Source organism: Candidatus Pelagibacter communis, from assembly GCF_001179985.1.
In the GTDB taxonomy this organism is placed as follows: domain Bacteria; phylum Pseudomonadota; class Alphaproteobacteria; order Pelagibacterales; family Pelagibacteraceae; genus Pelagibacter; species Pelagibacter ubique_J.
The window spans coordinates 1-18,936 of the sequence record NZ_CVSI01000039.1; the positions used below are offsets into that span (position 1 = coordinate 1).

The following is an 18,936-nucleotide window of genomic DNA, read 5'->3' on the forward strand; positions in this document are numbered from 1 at the left end:
TTATGCAAATTTTAAAAAATAGATATAAGGATAGGATATTCACTTTAGATAAAGAATTGGAAAAAAATTCAAAAATTAAATATCTTCAAGTTGAAACATTTTGATGAAAAAAAAATTTATTGATCCTTACATTGAAAAAAAATCAAAAAAAAGTAATGAATTATTTCAATGTTTTCCAAAAACATCAATTCCTCTACCCTCAGAGGTAGAAATAAGTGAGTCTGGCACCTGCAATAGAAAATGTTCTTTCTGTCCAAGAAGTGCCCCAGATTTTAAAGATGTGAAGGAATTTATTAATGATCAATTAATTTTAAAGTTAGTTAATGAGTTAAAAAATTATTATTATAAGGGAACTATTAGATTTTCTGGTTTTGTTGAACCTTTATTGGATAAAAATATTTTTAAACTAATAAATATTTGTAGAATTAATTTACCTGAATCAAATATTGAGATGGTTACTAATGGGGATGTCCTAAATCTATCAAGATTAAAGAAGTTATTTGAAAACGGTTTAAGTAAATTATTAATTAGTGTCTACGATGGTCCAGAAGACGTTACTAAGTTTGAAAATCTTTGTAACGATGCTGGATTAAGGAAAAACGAATTTTTTATTAGACATCGATATCTTCCACCAGAGGAGGATTTTGGTATTACCTTAAGTAACAGAGCAGGGATGATGGAAAATGCGGAGTTTCAAATTAAAAAGCTAGAAAATACACTTAAAAAACCATGTTACTATCCTAGTTATACATTTTTTTTAGATTACAATGGTGATGTATTAATGTGTCCACATGATTGGGGTAAAAAAAGAATTCTTGGAAATCTTAAAAATAATTCTTTTAAAGAGATATGGTTGTCAAAGTTATCGATTGAAAGTAGGTCAAAACTAAATGGGTCAAACAGAAATTTTTCACCTTGTAGTGATTGTGATGTAAGTGGAACTTTGATAGGGAAAAAACATGCTAATGCGTGGAACAACTATAAAGAAATCAAATGAGGAAAATTTTAATTTTAGGAGCTAGTTCAGATATAGGTTTTAAAGTAACAAAATTATTTTTAAAACAAGACTGGCAAGTTTATGCTCACTTTAATTCGCAGTCTCGAAATTTAAAAAAAATAATTAATAAAAATCTTAAATTAATTCAATTAAATTTTTTAGATAGTTCAGAGAATATTGATAAAAAAATTGATTTTCTTAAAAACATAAACTTTGATGGATTTGTAAATCTTACAGGCTATATAGACAATAGGGGTTTTACTAATTTTGATTTGGAAGAATGTATTAATGCTCTGAAAGTAAACACAATAGTACCTTTATTAATTTTAAAACAAATTCATAAACTCATGATTAAATCAAAATTTGGAAGAATATTACTTACATCCAGCATTGGTACTAAATTTGGTGGAGGAAAAAATACATTCTGTTACAGTCTCTCAAAAAAAGCTAATGAATTTATTCCTAGAGATTACAAAGTATGGGCAGAAAAAAACGTTTTGATAAATTGTTTGATTATTGGAGTAACTGATACAAAAATTCATAAAAGAATACATAAAAAGTATAAAAAAATCAGAAAAAACCTTATACCAATAAAAAGAATGGCAAAAGCTGAAGAGATTGCAAAATATATATTTTTTCTTATCAATGATAATTCTTACATAACAGGACAAGTTATTTCAATCAGTGGTGGAGAATAAATTAAAGATAATCCATTTGGTTGGAGGAAATAAAAATTCTGGAGCTTTTAAAGGAGCAGATTTATTAAATAAAGATTTAAAAAGAAATTATATTGATTCAAATATTCTATATGAAGAAGAGGAGTCTTTTACAAAAAAAATAAAAGCAAAATTTAGACAAACTTTTGAAAAATTTCCAAAAATCCTTTATCCAAAAAGAATTAGTGCTTCATTTAGTTCATCGATAATTGGTCATAATTTTTTTAATAATCAAAAATACAAAAACTCAGATATAGTTCATTTACATTGGATTAATAACGGTTTTTTTAATATTTCATCAATCCCAAAAATTAAAAAACCTGTTGTTTGGACTATCAGAGATATGTGGCCATTTACAGGAGGCTGTCATTATACACTTGGGTGTAATAAATTTACATCTAATTGCCAATCTTGCCCTCAATTAAAAAGTAATTTTAAATACGATTTATCTACATTCAATCAGAACAGAAAATTAAAATATTTTAATAAAAATATATCTTTTGTTGTTAATAGCAATTGGATGAGAAAAATGGCTGAAAAAAGTACTGTCTTAAGAAACTTCGAAATTTTAACTTTTTATCCTTCATTTGATATAGATAACTTTTTCGAGGATAAATCTGAAAATAATGAGACAATTAATTTAAATCCAAATAAGAAGATTATTTTGTATGGTGCACAAAATATAGAGGCAGAATATAAAGGATTTAAATATTTTTTAGACTCAATTGATTATTTAGATAAATCAAAATTTCAAATTGTTTTTTTTGGAAACTTTTGGAAGCAAGAAAAAATTAAAAATAAAAGAATTGAGTATACCAATTTGGGTTTCATCAATGACATAAAAATTCAAAGAAAACTATACTCTATCGCTGATGTGTTTGTGGCTACATCTTTACAAGAAGGTTTTCCAAAAACTGTTGCTGAGTCATTATTGTGCAATACACCTGTGGTTTATTTCAAAGATACTGCAATTGAAGATATCTGTGAAAGTAAGATAATTGGTGGTTATGGCGCAAATTACAAAGATAGTAAAGATATTGCTAAAGGTATTAATTGGGTTTTGGAGAATGAACAATTTTCAAAAAATATTGCTATCGAAGCAGAAAAGAAAATAAAAAAAAACTTTAATTCTAAAAAATTAATTCAAAAATATATTAACCTTTACCAAGAAATTTTAAATAAAGATTAATAAAAGTTAATTTCTTTTAGAAAACTTAAATATTCTTTTATACCTTTTTCTATTGAATATTTAGGTTTATATCCAAGCAATTTATAGGCTTTTAAAATTGATAGTGTTCCTCTTTTAGGTCTAAAATTGTCTCTTGGTGTTATTTCATAATTTAATTTTGGAAAATATTTTTTTAATATTTTTACAAATTCTAATAATGATCTACCTCTTCCATTTGTAATATTGAACGTATTGTTAATTCCATTTTTTTTAGTTGATGCAAGTATCACACCATTAACTAAATCTTTAATATAAGTGAAATCTAGTTTTTCATCTTTTCCTTGAATAATAATTTTTTGTTGTTTAATCGCTTTTTCAATAAATATTTGACTGACCCTTTGATTCATATCAGTAGGGCCATAAACAGCTGATGGTCTGATAGTGGTGTAAGGTATATTATAATAATTACATAATCCTTTTGTAATTATTTCCCCTGCGTATTTCATAGTCCCATAAATTTCTTTTGGATTTGCTTCAATATTTTCATGAATATTTTTTATTTTAAAATCTCCATAAATCATACTTGATGAAAAATATACAAACCTTTTAATTGAATAATTTTTGGTAAGCGATCTAACAAAATTCAAATTTTCGATTAGATTCTTTGTCGCCTCTATAGAGCCAATGCTAGCTTCTGTTGCATTTAAATTTTCAATCTTAGCTAAAGGAAGAGCTGCTGTATGATAAACTAATGATGGTTTATACTTTTTTAATAAATTTAAAACTATTTGACTATTGCTTGCATCTCCCCTCTCTATAATAAATCTTTTATCTGAAATAATTCTTTTTTGTCGATAATCATTGTAATTAGTTTTTAAAGGATTAATAAAGCTTCCAAAATTATCAAGCAAAATACAATTACTTGCTATTTTTCTTTTGATTAAGGTTTTTGCTAATGTAGATCCAATAAATCCTAAACCCCCAGTAATTAAAGCAATATTTTTTTTCATTATTTACTTAAGTTAAAATAAATTTTATTTTTTATTTTTTCATTAAAATGAAAAGTCATACCTTTTAAATTGAAAGACTTATATAAAGTTTTGTATTTTTGTCTAGCTATCACTTTCCAATTATTTAATCTATAAAATTTGATCAACTTATTTTTACAAACAAGAAAAGAAGGTTTTTTTTCTCTTAGAATGATTAGATTATTAAATTTCATCAATAAATCACCTAATTTTTTTTTTCGATATTTTGGGTTTACTATAAGAGTATCAAATAATAAGAAATTTTTTTTTTTATTTTTTTTTACAAAGTAATAACCTTGTCTTAATGCCGTGTAACCAATCAAGTTTTTATTTAAAAAACACAAATTGTGAATATCATTTTTTTTGATATTTTCATTGAACCAGTGAATCTGATTAGAATATCCAAATTTCCAATGGATATTCTTTAATCTACATATATTTAAAATTGTATTTCTATCAAGTTCATTTGTTTTTTTTGACTCAAGTTTTATTTGCATTTTTATTTTCACAAGGTTTTTGAGATACTCCTTAATGAATATCTATACGAAATAATCATGAAAAAACAAAGATATAAAAATTTAATTCATAAAAATTATTTGACTTATATATTCATTGTTATAATTGAAATAGTAGATGTGTGGAATTGCAGGTTTTTTAAAAAAAGAAGCAAATAGAAATCAGATAAACTTGATTCTTGATCAGATGAACAAAAGTCAAATTCATCGTGGCCCTAATAGTACAAACTCATATATCAACTCATCTAACCAAGTAGGTTTGGTAATGTGTCGATTATCAATTTTAGATTTAGAGTTAGGAATTCAACCAATGACTTCCAAGGATGGGAGATATACTATTATATTTAATGGAACTATTTTAAACGCTCCTTCTCTAAGAAAAGATCTTGAAGAAAAAAATGTAAATTTTTTTACAAATAATTCTGATACAGAAGTCTTGCTACAAATGATCATAAATTATGGAATTGAGAAACTTGATAAGTTAAATGGATCTTTCGCTTTTGCTTTTTTTGATAATCACGAGAAAACTCTTATTTGTGCAAGAGATAGATTTGGCTTAGCACCATTCTATTACAGTTGGAATAAAAATGAATTTTTATTTGCATCTGAATTAAAAGCTTTATTATCAACTGGTAAGATATCTAATGAATTAAATTTTGAAAGCTTAAACAAATATTTAAGCTTATTATGGGTGCCAGGACCAGAAACTATACTTAATGAAGTAAAAAAACTTCCTGCAGGCCATTTTATTAAAATAGATATTAATAAAGAAAAATTTTCTATAAATAAATGGTGGGATGTAACAATAAAAAATACAAATTTTAAAAGTATTAAAGATATCTCAGAAGAAATAAGATTCACATTAGAGCAATCTGTAAAAAGAGCGACTTTATCCGATGTGCCTCTTGCGTGTGGATTGTCAGGTGGATTGGATTCTCAATCAATAGTCGGATTACTCACAAAAAATAATTATAAAGTTACTACTTTTACCATGGGTTTTGATGGTCATGAGCCAGGCGACTTAAATGAAATTAATGTCTCAAGGATAGCCTCAGAAATTTTTAAAACTGAACATAATGAAATGATTATAGGTTCTGAAGAATATTTTAGAGATTTAGATAAAATGATTTATCATTTAGATGAACCATATGGAGGTGGATTACCACTTTGGCATGTTCTTAAAGAGGCTGGTAAAAACTTCGGTGTAATATTAACAGGATTAGGTGGTGATGAACTTTTCGGAAATTTTGGGAGATGGACATTATTAGAAAAAACGCATTATAAAGTATTAAGAAACAAATTTCATTTTGATACTTTATTTTTTAATAGAAAATATTTTTTTTCAGAAAATCTAAAATCAAAATTAATCAACAAAGAATTAAAATCCTCTGCGAGTAAATATTTGAAAGATATTATAGATAAAAATGATCTTACAAATATAAGGGATAAAATAATGTACTTAGATTTAAAGACTCAATTGCAAGATGAATATTGCAATATGGTAAATAAATTTTCAATGGCAAATCAAATAGAGGCAAGAGCTCCTTTTTTAGATAACGAATTTACAAACTTAATATTTTCTATTTCATCTAAGATAAGAACAGGCAAAAAAGATTTTAAGTATTTATTAAGAGAGTCTATGAAAGAAATTATTCCAAAACAGAACATAAATAATAGAAAAAGAGGTTTTATAGGTCTTGAATCAAGAAAACAAAATTTTGATTTTAGAGAATTAAACAATAATTTATTTTCCCCAAATAAAATTAAATCTCAAAACGTACTAAATATAGATTTTATAAAAAAATTTTTAAAATCTTTTGAAGAAAAAGGTTATTATAAAGAAAATTTTGGCATTTTTACAAAAAATTACGGTTACAAATCATTGTGGGGACTTATAATGTTTCAAAAGTGGTACGATATTTTTTTAGATAAAAAAAATAACAATTTTCAGTTAAATTAATAAGTCTGAAAATTTAAAATTATTTATATAAATAATTTTCGTTTTTTTCTTATAATTCAAGATCTTAAGAGAAATTTTATAAATTTTGAGAAGTTCCTTATGATCCATATTGAATTCTTTATTTCTAGATACTTTTCTTTTTTTTATTTTTTCATCCATTACTATAAGCAGAGAAGGCATTGGACAATATCTTAAATATAAATTTGCAATTTGTTTCTTATTTTTTTTTTTATAAAGATAAATAAATAATCTTTGAATAAAGCCCTCACTATCAATTATAAATTTTATTTTTTTTAAGTTCTTATTGATCAGATAATTTGCTACAATTTCTTCTTTAAACCACCTTTTAAAAATTAACTTGTTTTGGTGACTAAAGTTACTTTTTCGTATTAAATTCAAAGTAATTTTTGTAAATTTTTTCTCTTTGTTTTTTTTGAAAATATCGTCAATATTCTCTTCATAGATTTTGAAAATTTTTTCCTTAAAACCTTGAAATAGAGATTTTTTATAAATTCCCTTACTTGGAAGATTATTTTTGAGATAAAAATCTTTATAATTTTTTTTTCTAAATAAAAAAAATACTCTTAATAAAAAGTAATTAAACATATTCCTTTCATTAAAAGGCAAGAATTTTTCTATTACGTCTTTATACGAGTATATTTTAATTCTTTTTTTTTTAAATTTACTTTCAATGTTTCCCTTAAAAGATGTTTTTCCTGACCCAGAAATCCCAAAAAACTCCACTTTATTCATAAAATATTTAGCTTAAATATTTATTTAAATCTTTATTTCTAGATAATACCAAATCTTTTTCACCAAAGTCTTTAATGGTACCATTACTCAAAATTAATAACTTATTACATCGTTTTAAACTTTCTAATCTATGTGAAACAAAAATCAAAATTTTATTTTTTAATTTACTTATGTTCGAAAGAATTTCTTTCTCATTATCGTAATCTAGCGCATTTAAGCTTTCATCTAAAATTATAACATTTGGATCATTATAAATTGCTCTTGCTAAACCTATTCTTTGTCTCTGACCATGTGAAATTTTCGAACCACCATCTCCCAAAATAGATTTTGTTTTTTTTGGCAAATTATCAACAAAATCTAATAGGTTGCTAAAACTTAGACATTTATTTATTTTATTTTGATTAATTTCATGCACTTGATCTGCGAAAGCAATGTTATTTTCCAAAGTCGAGTCTAATATAAAACTATCTTGTGGAACATATGAAATTTTATTATTTAAGTTAAATTCATTTATATTATTTTTGTCATGGTCATTTAAAATTATCCTTCCTTTTGTTGGCTCCATTAATCCACTTAATAAATGAAGAATTGTCGATTTTCCGGAACCAGAAGTACCTATTACGCCTAAAAAATCATTTTCATTAACTTCAAAATCAATATTATTTAATACATTAGTATTAGACGAAACATATTTAAAATTTACATTTTTAAAAGTAATTTTTTTAATATTTTCATTGAGTACTTTTTTAACAGTATCTTGCTCATAGTCTTTCAAACTAATCATCATGCTGTATATGATTTCAAATGGAGATCTAAAAAATGATAAGTTTGTATAAGAATTATTTATTGTTACAAAAGACGGCAATAATCTTACTGATGAAAACGCTAAAAAAGTAATTACACCAAATATGGTTTGGTCGTTTTGACTTATGCTTATCAAAAATATAACTAAAGATGTAAAAATAAGTAATATTACCAACTCAAGAAATATTTTAGGCAATTTTCCAATTAAAAAATGGTAAATCTCATATTGATTTTTTTCTTTCACAACTTTACTTAGCAGATTAATAAAAAAATTTTCTTTAGATCCCAGTTTTATAAATTTAATACCTTGATAAGTTTCATTTAGATACTGAGTTTCTACTTTTTCAAGAATTCTGGATTTATCACCAATTTTATTTAATTTTTTTTTAAAAAACTTGCCAAAAGTATAGGTTAGTACAGTTAATATTAATGTAATAAATATAATTATTTTCCAATTTATGTATATCATGCCAAAAAATATTAAGGCGATAACTATTAATTCCTTAATTATAGAAAAAACTTGAAAAATATATCCCATAAAGCTTTGTGCTTGACCAGACACTAAATTTATCAAATGAGATTTGTTATTATTTAAAAAATATTCATAATTTTGATTTAAAAAGAAAGTGAAAATTTTTTTTTTTATGTTTAACAAGATTTTTTTAGATACTTTAATTTCCAAAAAACTTATAAAGAAACTCAGCAAATGCTTAATTAAAAAAACAACTATTATAGAAATTGAAAATAAAATAATTAAATCAATTTTTTCTAATTCATACAAAAAAAATTTTAATTCAAGAATTGGAATTTTTTCTATAACAATAGTGGGATCGCTTACAGAAATCGCAAAAACACCAATTAAACTAATTCCAATTAATTCTAAAAAACCACTCACAACAGATAAAACTAAAACTGAAATAAGAGAGAAATAATTTCTATTCCCAAAAATATTTCTTAAATTTATAAATTTTTTAAACACGATAAAATAAGTTAATAGAGCTAAATAATGTTAAAATTAAGTTTTTTTTATTCTCATTTATTGAATAACTTGTATAAATACGTTTTAACTATTTTATTAGATTTTTAAATGTTTTTTAATTATGACAATATACTAAAATTAATAAGTACATATAAAATAGCCAAAAAAAAGCATTCTGCTAAAAAAAACATACAAAAATTTTTCAAAAATAAATTCAACAAAACTGATGTAGTTAAAATTTCTTATGATATTCAATCTGGAGATTATATAGACTATTTTAATCACTTTTCACAAAAAAAAATCAAAAATATTTATTATCCATTAATCGACGCTATTAAAATTAATTTTAAAAATTCAAGAACAATTTTAGACTTCGGTTGTGGAGAACTCACGACCTCGTATTATGTCTTTAATCAACTAAAAAAAAAAATTGTAAAATATTTCGCTAATGACATATCCTTAAATAGATTGATAGTAGGTACAAACAATTTAAAGAAAAAATTAAGTAAAAATGATTTTAAAAAATTTGAAATATTTTGTAATTCTAAATATAAACTTCCATTAAAAGAAAATTCAATTGATTTAATTTTTACTATTCATTCATTAGAACCAAACAATAAAATCAAAGATAAAATTTTTGATGAATTATTTAGAGTTTCAAGACATGGAATTATTTTGATGGAGCCACATTATGAAATTTCTTCAAAAAAACAAAAAAAAAGAATGATAAAACTAGATTATATTAGAGGAATTGAAAAATTATTAAAAGATAGAAAAATTAATTATCGAATTATTAAAAAAAATTATCATGTAAATAATGAAAATAAGTCTTCACTTTTTATAATAAAAAAAAAAAATATTTCTAAAAAGAGAGACCTGAAATTTGTTGATCCTTTAGATTTGACAAAATTGAAAAGTTGCAAAGAATATTTTTACTCAATAAATAATTTAAGAATATATCCAAAAATAAATAATATTAAAATTTTTAATAATGATACTCAGTTGTTCTTACCTTCTCTAAAAAATATAAAATGAAAATTTTATTTGATAACAAAATATTTATTAATCAAATAAACGGAGGACCATCTGTTTATTTCATTAATCTTGTTAAGAAATTTCAAGAGATTAATTGTGATACTAAAATTTCATCAAAGTTTCACTTAAGCAACGCACTAGACGATAGTGGTTTAAGTGATACTGGAAGCAAAATACCATTTAACTCAAATTTAATTAGATATAATTCTCTAAGAAAACTTCTCCATAAAATAAATAATAGAAGGTGTAATGAAGAAATAGAAAATTTTAAGCCAGATGTATTACATACAACTTATTACGAAAACTATACTTATTCTCGAAATGATAATAAGTTTAAAAAGGTAGTAACTATTTTTGATTTAATAAATGAAAAATTTAATAACACTTTTTATAAAGAAAAAAAATTTTCACATAAAAAAAAAATTCTTAATTTTGCAGATAAAATTATATGTATATCAAAAAATACAAAGAAGGATCTGTTAAGATTTTATGATATAGATGAAAAAAAAATTTGTGTTATTTATTTAGGTTATCCAGAAAAAAAAATAAATTTAGATAAAATTTTCAATTTTCCATACATCTTGTATGTTGGAACAAGATGGAAATATAAAAATTTTGACAAACTTTTAAAAGCGATTTCTATTTCCAAAACTTTAAAAAATAATTTCAATTTAATTGCTTTTGGAGGTGGTAAATTTGATAATTATGAAAAAGATTTAATCAAAAAATATGAATTAAAAAATATTTTTCAAATTGATGGAGATGATACTAAATTACACTCATGTTATAAATATGCATCACTTTTTGTTTATCCAACAAAGTACGAGGGATTTGGACTTCCAATCTTAGAAAGTTTTTTATATGAATGTCCCGTTGCATGTAGTAATAACTCATCATTGCCTGAAGTTGCTGGTGATGGAGCTATATATTTTGACCCAGATGATCCTCAAGATATTTGTAATAAAATTGAGAAGATCTTAATCTCATCTGAAATGAGAGAAGAATTTAAAAACAAATCTATACTTCAGTTAAAAAAGTTTTCTTGGTCTAAATGTGCAAAAGAAACTTTTGAGTTTTATAAATCCTGATAATTAAACTTATATTTTTCTATTATGTAATTTTTTTTTCTTTTCATTAAATTCATTTATTTGCTCATCATTTAAGTATACATCACCATAAGCTGACTCTTCTCCCCAAATATTATCTTTATACCATTGTTTATTTTTAATTGTCCAAACCCTAGGGTCTCTAAATTTATCTGCCGTTTCCCAAAATGACTGCTTGCTCATATTTACATATTCTAACCAATGCTCAAGATCTGCTGAAACAACATGATCATGTTTTTTTACTAGTTCTATGCCTTTGTCTCTATTTATATGTTTATTTCTAATATCTTTTGAAGCATGATCGGTACATCTACCATATCCAAATTTTACAAATTTTAATAAATCAGATACACCATTTGAATATCTATTGTCTAAATTAGAAAAATTTCTATAGGTTCTTTCAAAAGGTTTTTTTGATGCTCTCCAATCATATTTTTCTTTCATTAATTCTGCATTACGCTTCCCATCCCATTTAAAAAAATTACCTATATATATACCTCTTACTCCCACTGAAAGTATTTCTTCATCACTTGGATACTTTGCCCACGCAAAATCTTTTTCTGTTAGTTTTTCCTCATTATTTTTTATAAAATCATACCATTCATAACCTCTCAAGGAATTTTCATGTCTGCTTCTATTACTAAATTCTACGACATCCTCTGGCCCATAAATCCCTGCTATATCCCATTCTGTTTCCCCCCAAATGATCAAAGGTATTTTAAATTTGACGGCCATTATAATCGGTACTGTAACTATTCCACAATGATCATGCCAGTTCATATCACCAATTTTTCTAAACGCGAGACGATTCAATTTTTTTAAGACATCAACACTCGGACTCCACATAATGTGATCAATATCAAATTTATTTTTTAATTGGTTTCTATTGTATTCTCCTTCAGGTAACCAATTGTTACCATCGTAAGTTATTAATAGAGGTTTTAAATTATATTTTTTACAAATAACATGAGTCTGGTAGTAACTATCTTTTCCACCACTTACTGGAACTATACAATCATAATAACTCTCATTTTTGTATTCATTTAATAATTCTTGAAATTTTTTTTCTCTTTTTTTCCAAAATTCATCAGGACTTTTCAAAAAAGATTTATGAGATCTACAACCAGAACAAATTCCATCATCATGAATATTTAACAAAACACTCACACTAGGATATAAACATTCTTTACAATATTTCATATTATATATTTAAAATATCTGGTTTTCTGACATTAGAATTGTTCTCATAAAGAAATTTCTTTACATTGTAAACACTTAGGTCTGAATGATGAAAAAAATTTGCTGCTGCTACTGCATCTACATTTGTATTTGATAACACTTTTAAAAAATCTTCATTTTTACCTGCACCGCCACAAGCTATGATAGGTATTTTGCAATTTTTTGATACATTTTCTAGCAGTGAAATATCATAACCACTTTTACTACCATCTTTATCAATTGAGTTTATTAAAATTTCCCCAGCCCCTTTATCCTCAACAATCTTAAGCCACTCAAATAAATCATACTCTGCTTTTTTTTTTCCAAATTTATAGAAAATTTCGTGCCTATTACCATTTAACTTTACATCAATTGAAATAACAATACTTTGAGATCCAAACTCTTTAGCTATTTGAGAAATTAAGTTTGGATTTTCTAAAGGAGCTGTATTAAGACATACCTTGTCTGCGCCAAATTTAAATCTTTCTTCAACGTCATATAAATTTTTGATTTTGCCACCTACTGTAATGGGCATGAAGGTTAGTTTAGAGACCTCTTTAATAATACTTAAAAAATCATCGAAATTTTCATACCCATGATCTTCTCTGTGTACATCATAAATATCATCTCTACTAATATCTAAATATATTAATTCATCAGAGCACCATTGACTCAGTCTTTTTACTGCTTGGAGCGGATGTCCGATATTATGGTGATATTCAAAATTTTTACTTTGAACAAGAAAGCCATTTTTTAAAAGCAAAATGGGAATAAGTCTTTTCTTAATCATTACATTATCTATAAGAAATAAATTTTTTTGTCACCTAAAAACTAACATTTAAAAAATTCTTAATCAACAACTGTCCAGCTTTTTGACTTTTCTCAGGATGAAATTGAACTCCAAAAATATTTTCTTTTTGGATTATCGAGCAAAAATTTTGTTGGTAATTTGTTTGTGAAATAATATCTTCTTCATTTTCAGGAATAAAATGATAGCTATTGACAAAATAAAAATTATAATCTTTATCTAGATCTTTTAATAAAGCCGATTTTTTTTTAATTTGAATATTATTCCATCCTATATGGGGTAATTTTGGATTATCAACTTTTTTCACAACACCTGAGATCCAATTTAAACCTTTGCATTCTCCGAACTCATAACCGCAAGTAGAAAGTATTTGCATACCAACACATATTCCTAAAAAAGGTTTTTTTTTTATCAAAATTTCATTTTCTAAATCACTTATAGAAAGTTTCTCATTTATTTTTTTCATTGCTGCCGAGTATGAGCCAACACCTGGCAAAATTATATGTGAAGAATTTTGAATGTAATTTAAATCATTCGTAATTTTGCAATCATATCCTAGAAAATTAATTACATTAAAAACTGATGCAACATTTCCAGATCCATAATCAATAATACAAACCTTTTTCATATTGTTATAATAAATTTTTGTAATCAATCACTTTAGATAATTTCTCTTATTTTTAAGTAAAAGATACTATCATGTAGATCATTTTTTAAAACAGTATCTAAATAATAAATAAAATCAAAATTTTTATTTTTTTTGTAGGATATAGTTTTATTAAAAATATTGTTAGCTATTTTATCTCTTTTAAATTTTTTAAAATCAATTTTATATTTTGGATGTAAACCATTTTCGTAAAAATATAGAATTTTTCTTGCTAAATATTTATTCTTTAATGAGGGTTTTTTTATCTTTTTTAAATTTGATAAGGTTTCAAAATATTTTTTTTTGTCAGATAAATAATTTATACCTAATTTTTGATGAAAGTATCTGGGAATTCCTGCAAGTAGGACTGGCTTTTGTTCACACAAAAATTCTAAAGCAACAGTTCCTCTACCTGAAACGACGATATCAATGATATTTTTTATTCTATCTATAGGTACTCCCACTGGACAAAAGAAAATATTTTTTTTTCTATATTTTTTAAAAAGACTGATTAGTTGTTTTCTTTCTACAGCCTTTCCGAGATTTGAATATGGGTGCGCTCGAAATATCCAAATATTATTGTCATCATTATTAAACGCAAAAGATAGAGTTTTTTCAAATTGATCATAATAATCTCTAAAAGAATATGTTATTCCTAAAATATGTGCAGTGTCACTTAATCTATGAGAAGCAAACAATAAAACTTTTCCTGGATAAATTTTCTTCAATTTTTTAATTTTATTTATAAATTTTGAGCCATTTCCACTGTTCGCTACTCTATGAGAGTTCATTGTATAAAAATTTGTTTTTACCTTATTCAATTTCCTTAAGTTATAAAATTTATTTAATTTTTTTTGGCTTATGCTGAATTTCTTAAATCTTTTAATTATAACTTTATCTTGAAGACTGTTATAACCTGTTTCTTTTGTCCTTTTATTTAATTCAACTATTTCTATATAACTTCCAATACCTGGCGACCTCCACATAAAGTTACGGATCCCTTTTAGATAAGTTGAAATTCTTATAGCTAATCCACTTGAATAGGAATAATGTTCAGTTCCAGTAATAATTATTTTAACATTGTATTTTAAAATATATTTTTTAATTAATATTGTTTTAAAAATTGCTGAAAATAATAATCTTATAAAAAGGAAATCAATCTTTGGATTTAAATAATTCGAATTTGAATTTATATAAGTATCATAAACTAAATCTCCAATTAAGACTTTATCTATCTTAAAATGATTAATAAACCAGAAGAAACTGCGAGTTTTTAAATTTATTAAACATTTTAATAAAATAAAACAAGATTTTATTAATATCATATTATTGAAAAAATTTTTTTTTAAACTTACATCAATGAAATTTTTAAACCCTAATTTTTTATATACATCGAATAAATTTTGATTTTCGAATCTACTTAACAAATAAATTTTTTTTTTATGTTTGCTATTCACAGCTGCGGCAACATAAGCATTTGAACAAGCAGCTTCATCTCTGCCTCTGTCTACAAATAACAAACTTTCTTTTGTGTTGTAATTTTTAATAAGAAATTTTTTTTTTAACATTTTAACAATTTTATTATTCTCTCAATTTCCAGACTAATATCTAAATTGACATTAAACCAAAACCTGAAACATATTTGATAAATTTTGGATGTTCAAAGTTTTTATTTATTTTAAATGTATATTCAAAGAGTTTTTTGTTTCTTTTTATGTCAAAACATACTACTGAAAATCCTTTTGATCCATATACTCCATCTACGGTAGTTATTATCTTATTTTTATCAATTATCTCAATTCCTCTACACCAAGTGGGATTCCTTTTTAAATTTGATTTATCAATTTGAAAATAGCGAATATAGTGTGAATTCTTAAAATTTTTAAATAAAAATTTTTTCTTTAAAATTTTTTCTTGAGCACTTTTTTTTTTATCATTATTTACAATTAAAATTTTTCCATCGATAGAAGTAAAATATGTGAATTTTTTATATTTTACTCCATCATGAATTAAATTGCATTTCATATGACCTAGTGTCATCAACGATGATTTTTTTGATTTTATATTTAGCTTAATAACGCCAGATAAGTTTCTTGATGTCAAATATATGTTATTTCCTAGGACTTTAACAAAATTAAAATGAAAGTTACCAGTTGGACCTCTTCTTTGTTTTGATACAAATCGCCAGTCATTTTTAAAAATATTTTTATCATTTTTTTTAATATCTAAATTTTCATCTATACTATAAAAAGAGTCTACTGACCCATCAAGATTTGTAATGACTAAGGTGTCTCTAAAAGATAGTGTAGTATAAATTTTATTTTTGTAAAAATCTATTCCATGAATATCTGAAGTTAGTCTATTCGAGATAATTTTTTTTAAACTCATATCTTTCCTGCATATAACATAAATTGCATTCCAGCTCCCAGCAAATATATATTTTTTGTTCTTAGCAAGACCAGTGAAACCAAATCTTGGAAGTTTTTTAAATTTTTTAATTTTGTTTTTTTTAGGCAACTCACCTGTTACCAAGCTTTTATTGTTAATGAAATCTAAAGGAGTTCTTAAGAAGGTATATGAGTATTTTTTAACTCCTTTTTTTTCAAACATCAAAATTGATGGTCGTAAATTTCCTGGTAATTTTACATTTTTAAAATATCCATGATCGAAACTACAAATTATTTTTTTTTTTAACAACATGAGATTTGAGAAATTTTTTTATTTATATAAACTTAATTTAAAATTAATCAAATTATATTTTATAAGATGTGGGCGTTATTGATTTAATCTTGATTCTCTCTTTTGTTTTATAGTAATTTGCTATAGTCTCATCCATCTCAATTTTTTTTGGATGATTATTTTTATAGCCATCAAATCCAGCTAAATATATCTCTTTTACCTCTGCTGAATTAACAATACCTAGCGCATAAGAAAATGCTAATGAATTTGGAATTACGGTAAAATTTTTGTTAAATTCAAACTTATTTTTTTTTACTTGTAAGCCAAAATTTAATGTTTTGATGTTTTTTAAAGATTTTTTTACCCTCTCAGAGAACCTATTTAACGGTAAAATTATCGGTGACTTACTTCTATAATATTCCTTAGAGTCTAATAAAATCCTCATAGTATGACACGCAATTCTATAATCTATGAGACTATCTTTTACGATATTCTTATTGTTTATCTGAAAAACAATTAGTTCATCATTTTTTTTAATAAACTTTTCAACCATGTCCTTAAATTTTAAAAGGCTAGGCCCATTTGCCAAGATCAGTATTTTTTTTTTGTATAAAAATTTTTTTGGTACCCAGTCTCCTACTACTTTGCCATGATAAAATAGTTCATTTCTATTAATCAGATCTTTACTAAATTTATGGCCACCAATATCTCTTAAGTTTTTTAAGTTTTTAAAAACTTTCTCCTCAGGAAAATCTGCTGAAATCATTTCTTGAACAAATGAGGGGTGAATACCCCATTTTCCTGCCATGTAATAATACGGATTCGTTCCCCAATTAAACTTGTTCTTTAAAATTTTAAATTCATTGTTCACTAATTTAGTTAGGGGAATAATATCCATTGTCTTATTTTTTTTTTTCTCAAATTCTATTATTGCTAACTCAGTTTTTGTATTTCCTGGACCTCTACCCATTCCACTAATAGTGGTATCTATCCATTTGACTCCATTTTTTAAAGCAACCATAGAATTTCTGAGTGCATTCCCTAAGTTATCATGCGTGTGTATGCCAATATCTTTTTTCCAGTGTTTCTTAATCACTTTTATTATTTTTATTGTATGATCTAGAGTTAGGCTACCAAGACTATCAGCGAAATATAAAACTTTCGGGTTCATTTTTCTAACAATTTTTATTGCTTTAGAAATCTCAGAATTTTTTTTATTTGAAATTTGCATGATATTTATACCAATTTCGTATCCTAAATTTTTCAGATCTTTTATCATTGGCAATATCAGTTTTAATTCATGAAAATGAGCAGCAACTCTTACTAATTTAATTTTTGAACTAGATTTTTTAATAAATTTTTTTCTAATAAGATCTTTATTGTAAAAATCATTTTCTAAAACATCACCAGCATTTATCATTACAGCTAAATTGATATTTTTTGGTATCTTTAATTTATTTAAAAATTTTTCATCACAATAAGCAAATTTTCCTTTAACTCTTTTTCTATCAAAGAATCTAAAACCAATTTCTACGTAATCGACATTGATTTTACCTAATGCGAAAAGATATTTGTTAGCTAAGTCAGTTTTAAAATCCCAGTTATTATAATAACCACCATCTCTAAGGGTACAATCTAAATGTGTCACTTTATGCATATAAACTTTTAAAAAATAATTTTGTTTTTTTATATAATCTATAAAATTTAAACATAATTAAAACAAAATTTATTTATTTTTGAAAAATCCGTAGATTGTATATTTTCCAGATGGTTCTTTAATTTGTCTTATTTTGATTGGCTTAAAATTTTTTCTAATCATTAAATTTTGCAATGATTTTTTTGAAAACACATGTAAATGTTCAATCATTAGCTCTTCTCTATTCTTTCCAAATTTTACTGCCCTTTGATCGGGTACTTCTATGTAAAAAATTCCATTAAATTTCAAAATATTTTTAATTTTTTTAATGGTATTTTCTGGATAGGGAATATGCTCTAAAACTTTATTTAAAGATATAAAATCAAACTTTTTAGTTTTTTTTAATTTAAATTTTTCAATCGGTTTGTTAAAAATATTTTTTTTAATCACATTTTTTGAATGCAAAAATAAATTTTTATCTGGCTCTAATCCACTGACCTTAAAGCCTTTTTTTTTAAGTTCAAACAAAAACACTGATAATCCACATCCAACATCAAAAATGAGATTTTTTTTGTTAAGATATTTCAAACATCTTTTAACTCTGTTTTTGTTATCTGAACTAGTTAAAGGTAGACTTATTATTTTATTAAAAGAATTTAAAATTTTTTCTTTATTACCATATGCATTCTCCGAATATTTTTTATTATATAAATTTTTTAAATTAAAATTAAAATAAGAAAACATATGATTACAATTTTTGCAAATCTTATATTTTCGTTTATATCTTTTAATGCCAAAATCAGTTTCACCTTTAGGTTTTTTGTTATAATAAAATAAATCTTTTAAATCTTTTTCATTACAACAGTTTAAGAAAGATTGATTTTTCAT

At 24.3% G+C, this 18,936-nt stretch carries 17 protein-coding genes; 6 read left to right on the forward strand and 11 right to left on the reverse strand.

Features of this window, described 5'->3' with window-relative positions; translation table 11 throughout:
- Positions 1-103: 103 nt before the first annotated feature.
- Genes AMN80_RS01860 through AMN80_RS01870 form a run of 3 tightly spaced genes read left to right on the forward strand, consistent with a single transcriptional unit; the run spans position 104 to position 2,902 of the window.
- Complete coding sequence (locus AMN80_RS01860) at positions 104-997, forward strand: radical SAM/SPASM domain-containing protein (protein WP_075520315.1); 894 nt, start codon at positions 104-106, stop codon at positions 995-997.
- Positions 994-1,695 (forward strand): SDR family oxidoreductase, encoded by a 702-nt coding sequence (locus AMN80_RS01865; protein WP_075520316.1) that lies wholly within the window; start codon positions 994-996, stop codon positions 1,693-1,695. The genes AMN80_RS01860 and AMN80_RS01865 overlap by 4 nt, the downstream gene beginning before the upstream one ends.
- Entirely contained in the window at positions 1,685-2,902 is a 1,218-nt protein-coding gene (locus AMN80_RS01870; protein ID WP_075520317.1) for a glycosyltransferase, read from the forward strand. Before AMN80_RS01865 ends, AMN80_RS01870 begins: the two co-directional genes overlap by 11 nt.
- Here the strand turns inward: AMN80_RS01870 and AMN80_RS01875 are convergent.
- Together AMN80_RS01875 and AMN80_RS01880 are read right to left on the reverse strand one after the other, a co-directional pair.
- Positions 2,899-3,891 (reverse strand): NAD-dependent epimerase/dehydratase family protein, encoded by a 993-nt coding sequence (locus AMN80_RS01875; RefSeq protein ID WP_075520318.1) that lies wholly within the window; start codon positions 3,889-3,891, stop codon positions 2,899-2,901. The genes AMN80_RS01870 and AMN80_RS01875 overlap by 4 nt on opposite strands.
- Positions 3,891-4,406, reverse strand: coding sequence for a GNAT family N-acetyltransferase (locus AMN80_RS01880; protein ID WP_075520319.1), 516 nt, complete (start codon positions 4,404-4,406; stop codon positions 3,891-3,893). The genes AMN80_RS01875 and AMN80_RS01880 overlap by 1 nt, the downstream gene beginning before the upstream one ends.
- Before the next feature lie 136 nt (positions 4,407-4,542).
- Here AMN80_RS01880 and asnB point away from each other — a divergent pair, with 136 nt between their 5' ends.
- A complete protein-coding gene (asnB, locus tag AMN80_RS01885; RefSeq protein WP_075520320.1) occupies positions 4,543-6,384 on the forward strand; it encodes an asparagine synthase (glutamine-hydrolyzing) in 1,842 nt (613 codons plus the stop codon).
- Here asnB and AMN80_RS01890 read toward each other — a convergent pair.
- Both AMN80_RS01890 and AMN80_RS01895 read right to left on the reverse strand, forming a co-directional pair.
- Positions 6,376-7,137 (reverse strand): hypothetical protein, encoded by a 762-nt coding sequence (locus tag AMN80_RS01890; protein ID WP_075520321.1) that lies wholly within the window; start codon positions 7,135-7,137, stop codon positions 6,376-6,378. The genes asnB and AMN80_RS01890 overlap by 9 nt on opposite strands.
- Before the next feature lie 7 nt (positions 7,138-7,144).
- The gene (locus tag AMN80_RS01895) at positions 7,145-8,920 is read right to left on the reverse strand and encodes an ATP-binding cassette domain-containing protein (protein ID WP_075520322.1); all 1,776 of its coding nucleotides are present in this window, start codon (positions 8,918-8,920) and stop codon (positions 7,145-7,147) included.
- 108 nt (positions 8,921-9,028) lie between these two features.
- On the opposite strand from AMN80_RS01895, the gene AMN80_RS01900 reads away from it, so the two are divergent.
- Positions 9,029-9,955 (forward strand): methyltransferase domain-containing protein, encoded by a 927-nt coding sequence (locus AMN80_RS01900; protein ID WP_075520323.1) that lies wholly within the window; start codon positions 9,029-9,031, stop codon positions 9,953-9,955.
- Entirely contained in the window at positions 9,952-11,043 is a 1,092-nt protein-coding gene (locus AMN80_RS01905; RefSeq protein ID WP_075520324.1) for a glycosyltransferase family 4 protein, read from the forward strand. The genes AMN80_RS01900 and AMN80_RS01905 overlap by 4 nt, the downstream gene beginning before the upstream one ends.
- Before the next feature lie 9 nt (positions 11,044-11,052).
- On the opposite strand, the gene AMN80_RS01910 is transcribed toward AMN80_RS01905, so the two are convergent.
- The 7 genes from AMN80_RS01910 to AMN80_RS01940 form a co-directional block, all read right to left on the reverse strand.
- The gene (locus AMN80_RS01910; protein WP_075520325.1) at positions 11,053-12,261 is read right to left on the reverse strand and encodes an N-acetyl sugar amidotransferase; all 1,209 of its coding nucleotides are present in this window, start codon (positions 12,259-12,261) and stop codon (positions 11,053-11,055) included.
- Between the two features lies 1 nt (position 12,262).
- Entirely contained in the window at positions 12,263-13,069 is an 807-nt protein-coding gene (hisF, locus tag AMN80_RS01915) for an imidazole glycerol phosphate synthase subunit HisF (protein ID WP_075520326.1), read from the reverse strand.
- A gap of 34 nt (positions 13,070-13,103) precedes the next feature.
- Positions 13,104-13,715 carry an imidazole glycerol phosphate synthase subunit HisH gene (hisH, locus tag AMN80_RS01920; protein ID WP_075520327.1) on the reverse strand — a complete coding sequence of 204 codons (612 nt, stop codon included), beginning with the start codon at positions 13,713-13,715 and terminating at the stop codon, positions 13,104-13,106.
- A gap of 32 nt (positions 13,716-13,747) precedes the next feature.
- Positions 13,748-15,301, reverse strand: coding sequence for a hypothetical protein (locus AMN80_RS01925; protein ID WP_075520328.1), 1,554 nt, complete (start codon positions 15,299-15,301; stop codon positions 13,748-13,750).
- Between the two features lie 40 nt (positions 15,302-15,341).
- Entirely contained in the window at positions 15,342-16,433 is a 1,092-nt protein-coding gene (locus AMN80_RS01930) for a hypothetical protein (RefSeq protein ID WP_075520329.1), read from the reverse strand.
- A gap of 52 nt (positions 16,434-16,485) precedes the next feature.
- On the reverse strand, positions 16,486-18,069 hold the full coding sequence (locus AMN80_RS01935) for a beta/alpha barrel domain-containing protein (RefSeq protein WP_075520330.1): 1,584 nt from the start codon (positions 18,067-18,069) through the stop codon (positions 16,486-16,488).
- Between the two features lie 69 nt (positions 18,070-18,138).
- Positions 18,139-18,936, reverse strand: a complete 798-nt coding sequence (locus AMN80_RS01940) for a class I SAM-dependent methyltransferase (protein WP_075520331.1) — start codon at positions 18,934-18,936, stop codon at positions 18,139-18,141.

Excerpts from the sequence above, each read along its gene's own strand:
- AMN80_RS01860 (WP_075520315.1), top strand. The coding sequence starts at position 104 with ATGAAAAAAAAATTTATTGATCCTTACATTGAAAAAAAATCAAAAAAA.
- AMN80_RS01865 (WP_075520316.1), top strand. The coding sequence starts at position 994 with ATGAGGAAAATTTTAATTTTAGGAGCTAGTTCAGATATAGGTTTTAAA.
- AMN80_RS01875 (WP_075520318.1), bottom strand. The coding sequence starts at position 3,891 with ATGAAAAAAAATATTGCTTTAATTACTGGGGGTTTAGGATTTATTGGA.
- AMN80_RS01880 (WP_075520319.1), bottom strand. The coding sequence starts at position 4,406 with ATGCAAATAAAACTTGAGTCAAAAAAAACAAATGAACTTGATAGAAAT.
- asnB (WP_075520320.1), top strand. The coding sequence starts at position 4,543 with ATGTGTGGAATTGCAGGTTTTTTAAAAAAAGAAGCAAATAGAAATCAG.
- AMN80_RS01890 (WP_075520321.1), bottom strand. The coding sequence starts at position 7,137 with ATGAATAAAGTGGAGTTTTTTGGGATTTCTGGGTCAGGAAAAACATCT.
- AMN80_RS01900 (WP_075520323.1), top strand. The coding sequence starts at position 9,029 with ATGTTTTTTAATTATGACAATATACTAAAATTAATAAGTACATATAAA.
- AMN80_RS01905 (WP_075520324.1), top strand. The coding sequence starts at position 9,952 with ATGAAAATTTTATTTGATAACAAAATATTTATTAATCAAATAAACGGA.
- AMN80_RS01910 (WP_075520325.1), bottom strand. The coding sequence starts at position 12,261 with ATGAAATATTGTAAAGAATGTTTATATCCTAGTGTGAGTGTTTTGTTA.
- hisF (WP_075520326.1), bottom strand. The coding sequence starts at position 13,069 with ATGATTAAGAAAAGACTTATTCCCATTTTGCTTTTAAAAAATGGCTTT.
- hisH (WP_075520327.1), bottom strand. The coding sequence starts at position 13,715 with ATGAAAAAGGTTTGTATTATTGATTATGGATCTGGAAATGTTGCATCA.
- AMN80_RS01925 (WP_075520328.1), bottom strand. The coding sequence starts at position 15,301 with ATGTTAAAAAAAAAATTTCTTATTAAAAATTACAACACAAAAGAAAGT.
- AMN80_RS01930 (WP_075520329.1), bottom strand. The coding sequence starts at position 16,433 with ATGTTGTTAAAAAAAAAAATAATTTGTAGTTTCGATCATGGATATTTT.
- AMN80_RS01935 (WP_075520330.1), bottom strand. The coding sequence starts at position 18,069 with ATGCATAAAGTGACACATTTAGATTGTACCCTTAGAGATGGTGGTTAT.
- AMN80_RS01940 (WP_075520331.1), bottom strand. The coding sequence starts at position 18,936 with ATGAAAAATCAATCTTTCTTAAACTGTTGTAATGAAAAAGATTTAAAA.